Annotated in this window: 3 protein-coding genes; 2 read left to right on the top strand and 1 reads right to left on the bottom strand. The window is 72.6% G+C overall.

Translation table 11 applies throughout. The features are described from left to right. Positions 1 to 137: 137 nt before the first annotated feature. A complete protein-coding gene (locus ACFV0G_RS20055) occupies positions 138 to 1,592 on the top strand; it encodes an MFS transporter (RefSeq protein WP_380549252.1) in 1,455 nt (484 codons plus the stop codon). Between the two features lie 60 nt (positions 1,593 to 1,652). Here ACFV0G_RS20055 and ACFV0G_RS20050 read toward each other — a convergent pair whose 3' ends face one another. Beyond that, positions 1,653 to 2,117: a winged helix-turn-helix transcriptional regulator gene (locus ACFV0G_RS20050; RefSeq protein WP_380549249.1), complete on the bottom strand. Its 465-nt coding sequence runs from the start codon at positions 2,115 to 2,117 to the stop codon at positions 1,653 to 1,655. 195 nt (positions 2,118 to 2,312) lie between these two features. Here ACFV0G_RS20050 and ACFV0G_RS20045 point away from each other — a divergent pair. Then, the coding region (locus tag ACFV0G_RS20045) for a SpoIIE family protein phosphatase (RefSeq protein WP_380549246.1) at positions 2,313 to 4,693 on the top strand (2,381 nt) is incomplete at its 3' end.

Genomic DNA, 4,693 nt, shown 5'->3' with positions numbered 1-4,693 from the left:
GGGGCGGGGGGGGGGGGGGCGCGCGCGGCGCGCGCGCCCCGCCGGCGCCCCCGCCCGCCCCCCCCCGCCACCGCTGGGCGGCTGCACTGGTGAGAGATAAGTTTGATTTTCAAACCAATCAATGCTTCGCTTGCGCCATGCGTACGATGCGTCGAGGTGCCGAGGACCCGCGGATGGCCGTCGCGGTCGTGCTCGTGGCCGTCTTCATGACCAACCTGGATCTGTGGATCGTCAACGTCGCACTTCCGGCCATCGGAACGAGTTTCTCCGGCGGAGCCAACGGACCGTCCCTCGGCTCGCTGTCCTGGATTCTCAACGCCTACGCGATCGCCTTCGCCGCACTGCTCGTGGTGGCCGGGCGCGCCGGTGACCGCATGGGGCAGCGGCCGGTCTTCCTCGCCGGGATCGCGGTCTTCACCGTCGCGTCCCTGGGCTGTGCGCTGGCCCCGGACCTGGGGGTCCTCATCGTGGCGCGGGTGGTGCAGGCCACCGGCGCAGCCGCCCAGATCCCGGCGTCGCTGGCCCTCATGCTGGCGACGGTGCCGGCGGAGCGCCGCACCCGGGCCACGCGGAGCTGGGCCGCGGTCGGCGGACTGGCCGCGGCGGCCGGCCCCGTCGTGGGCGGACTCCTGGTCGAGGTGGACTGGAGGTGGGTCTTCGCCGTGAACGTGCCGATCGGCATCGCGGCACTCGTCGCCGGCCGAGCGGTCCTGCCGGCGCCCGCTGCCAGGGAGTCCGGGCCGCTGCCCGACCTGCTGGGCGGCCTGCTGGTCATCCTCTCCGTCGCGGCGCTTTCCGGAGCCCTGGTGCAGGGACCCGGCTGGGGCTGGGCCAGCGGCAGGACCGTGCTGCTCCTGGCCGTGGCCGTGGTCAGCGGCGCAGCGTTCCTCTTCCGGTCCCTGCGGCACCCGCGCCCACTGTTCGAACTGGATCTGCTGCGGCTGCCGCGGTTCGGAGCGGCGAACGCCGGTAGTCTCGTCTTCGGAGTCGCGTTCGCGATCCTGCTGCTCTCCAACGTGCTGTGGTGCCAGGAGGTCTGGCACTGGAGCGCGCTGCGGACCGGTCTCGCGCTGTTCCCCGGTCCCGCTCTCGTGCCGGTCGTCACGCTTCTCACCGCCCGCGCCGCGCACCGCTTCGGGCACGGCCCGCTGGTCGCCGCCGGTGGCCTGCTGTTCACCGGGGGAATGGTCTGGCTCGCATGTTTCGCGTCCGTCACGCCGAACTACGTGCGGGACCTGTTGCCCGGTCAGATGCTGACAGGTGCGGGGATCGGTCTGGCCCTGGGCACCCTGGTGGCCGCCGGTGTGCAGGCTCTGCCGGGGCATCGTGCGGCGACCGGGTCGGCGCTGGTCAACTCCGTCCGCCAGCTCTCGTCCACGATCGGCGTCGCCGTCCTGGTCGCGGTGGTCGGCTCCCGAGTTGATGCCGCCTCGGCCCACGCATTCCGGATCGTCTGGTACGCGGCCGCCGCACTGGCCCTGTCGACGTCCGCGATCGGAGTGCACCTCGGCCGCGCCGGCTCGGGCCGGACGACGCCTGCCGTGTCGAAGGAGCCGGGGCCGGGCACGCGGGCTCTCACGGACGCGTCCTGACCGCTGGCCTTCCACCGTCGACGGCACTCGGGGCCCGCAGGCCGGCCCGGCTCCATCGGATCATTCCGAGACCACGACCGGGCCTGCCACATCCCAGTCCGCCAGGTTCGAGGTCATGTCGACCTCCCCTTCGAGAACCGGTTCGCCGCACGTCTCGCAGACCACCCGCGGACGGATCACGTGCCCATGGTGCGAGAGGGTGAGCGGCGGCTGCTCGACGACCCATTTGTCACCCCACGTACGCAGCATGTTGAGGACCGGGACGAGTTCCCGGCCGGCCTCGGTGAGGTGGTAGTCGGACCGAGAAGGGCTCTGCTGGTATTCCCGCTGCTCGAGCACTCCCTCCGCCACCAGGGTCTTCAGGCGTGCGGCGAGGCGGTCGCGGGGAGCTCCGGTGTTGCGGACGATCTCGCTGAACCGGTGATTGCCCAAAGCCACTTCGCGGACCGCGAGGAGCGCCCACCGGTCTCCGACGATTGACAGCGTGGCCGCGATCGAGCACGGCCGCCCGGAGTTGTTGTCCATGTTCACCAGGTTGGCACATCGGCCCGACCGCCCCGGATCGACGGTCGGACATCCGGACCCTGCCCGGCAGACGACGTGCGCGGCGGACGGACCCGCCGACGCCGTGCTGCCGGAAGCCGCCCCGACCGGCGAGCGCACGGCCCCGGCGATGTCCGAAGAGGGAACCTAGACTGAGGTCCGTGAGGGAGTGCGCCCATGGACGCCATCGGAGCCGGCGCCGACCCGGACCGTGACCAGCGGCCCTCCGGGATCGACGAGGAAGATCTGCCCGCGCTGCTGCATTCGGCGGTGCGGAAGGCTGTGGACTGCGCGGACGCCGTGGCAGCGGTTGTCTACCTGCTCACCGCGGACGGGAACGACCTGCGCGCCGCAGTGATCGGAGGCAGCCCCCCGCCGATCTTCGCGATCCCCGGGAGGATGAGCCTGGAGGCCGACTACGCTTCGGCCGCCGCGGTGCGTACCGGAGCGGTGACCGTACTGGCTCGCGGCCGGCCCACCGATCCGGCCGTGGAGGGCGTCCCCGCCTACCCCTACACGATCACTGCCGTTCCCCTGAACGGTGACGGACACCGGTTCGGGGCCCTTGCCGTCGTGCGCTCCGAGGAGGACACGCCCTTCGACGGAGCCGACCTCGCCCGACTCGTCGGCTTCGCCGACCGCCTGGGACAGGCACTGGCCGGGCTGCTCCGGCGCCGGATCGCGGTTGACCCGGGGCCCCTTCCGCTGATCGTCCCGGTGTACCGCGACAGGCCGGCCGACCCTCGCGAACACGGCTGGGGCGTGCCCGGTGCACCGGGTTCGACGGGCACCAGCATGATGTACCCGGTTCGATGGCTGGCCGACCTGCTGAACCGCGCCACCGGCATGGACGACATCATGGCCGCCGCCCGCTGCTGTCTCGTGGAGCCCTTCCGGGCTCGAACCATGGTGCTGGCCTGTGCCGACGAAGGCCGCCTGTGGGTGGTCGGCCACTACGGGGCGTCGTCGGTCCTGGTACGGGAGTTGCACGGCAGCAGACTGCACACGCGCACTCCGGCAGCCCTGGCCGTGACCGGACACCTGGTGGTCGTCCGCCCCGAGCCGACGGCGAGCACGACGCCGACCGGCGAGGACACAGCGCGGGCCGGCCCCCGGGCCGCCGCCGACGACCTGGAACACGGGACGGAGGCCTACCTCCCGCTGTCCGGCGACCGGCGCCTGAAGATGGCGCTCGACGGCACCGAGGAGATCCGGGGCGTCTGCTGCCTGGCCTTCGCCGGCGACCGCTACTTCTCGCCCGACGAGCGGGCCGTGCTCGGCATGATGGCGGGGACGCTCGGAGCCGCGGTGCGACGCCTCGAACTCGGCGCACGACGGCAGGCGCTGGCGGAACGGCTGCAGAAGAGTCTGCTGCCGCGGGTTCTGGAGGAGTTCCCCCGGTTGGACGTGACCGCACGGTACCTCCCCGCCGCCGCCGGCGAGGTGGGCGGCGACTGGTACGACCTGATCCCGGTGTCCGGCGCCCGCGTGGTCCTCGCGGTCGGCGACGTCGAAGGTCACACCATCGACGGGGCCGCAGTCATGGGCCAGGTGCGCACAGCCGTTGCGGCATACGCGACCGAGGGCCACCGACCTGCCGTGATCATCGACCGCACCCGCACGCTGCTGGCCGAACTCGGGACCGAGCTCCTGGTCACCTGCTGCCTCGTGGCCCTCGACACCGCCGACGGGACTGCCGAAGTCGCCCTCGCCGGACACCCGGCACCGCTGCTCCTCGGCACCGACGGGAGCCTGGTGCCGCTCGACGCCCCGGCCAACGTGCCCCTGGGAGTTGCCGACCAGGGATCCTTCGCGTCGCGGGAGCACACGCTCGAGCCCGGCTCGGTGCTGATCCTCTACTCGAACGGGCTCGGCCCGCTGGAATCGGCCGACGCCGGCTTCCGGACGAGCACCGGCGCGGAAGGGCCGGGCACCTCGAGCGCCGACCTCGAACAGCTCGCCGACCGGCTCCTGGCCGATGCCGGGAGCGGCGCCGAGCGACGCGACGACGCGGTGGTGCTTCTGGCGCGCTACAACGGCACGGCGGACGGACAGGTGCACACCGGGCGGATGAGCATTCAGCGCCACGACCTGGGCGGCGTCCAGGACGCCAGACGTTTCGTCGACCGCCTGCTGACCTCCTGGGATCTGGCCGCGCTCTCCGACGATGCTCAACTCCTGGTGTCCGAGGTGGTCACCAATGCGCTGATCCATGCCGGCAGCGACGTCGACCTGCGGATGCGGGCGTTCTCGGACCACGTCCGGATGGAAGTGCGGGACTTCGCGAGTCAGCCCCCGGTGCCGTATCCCTTCGCCGCGTCGGACGAGGGGGCCGCCGAGGCCGAACACGGTCGCGGCCTCTTCCTGGTGGAAGCGCTGACCCGCGCCTGGAACAGCTCGCCCAACGGACGGGGCAAGACCGTCTGGCTGGAGATGGCGGTCCCCCGGGGGGGGACGAGTACCCCCCGGGGGGCCGGCGCGCCGCGGGGCGGCGGGCCCGGGGGGGCGCGTCGCCCACACAGACCCACTCGCCCCGCCACACGAGTTGTGGGGGGCGC

The sequence above is a fragment of the Kitasatospora sp. NPDC059571 genome (assembly GCF_042735675.1).
GTDB lineage: Bacteria > Actinomycetota > Actinomycetes > Streptomycetales > Streptomycetaceae > Kitasatospora.
The sequence above is the reverse complement of the archived record's forward strand: the minus strand, read 5'-3'. Positions and strand labels throughout refer to the sequence as shown.

What these genes read in the sequence shown, in the direction of transcription:
- ACFV0G_RS20055 (WP_380549252.1), top strand. Translation starts at nt 138, where the DNA reads ATGCGTACGATGCGTCGAGGTGCCGAGGACCCGCGGATGGCCGTCGCG.
- ACFV0G_RS20050 (WP_380549249.1), bottom strand. Translation starts at nt 2,117, where the DNA reads ATGGACAACAACTCCGGGCGGCCGTGCTCGATCGCGGCCACGCTGTCA.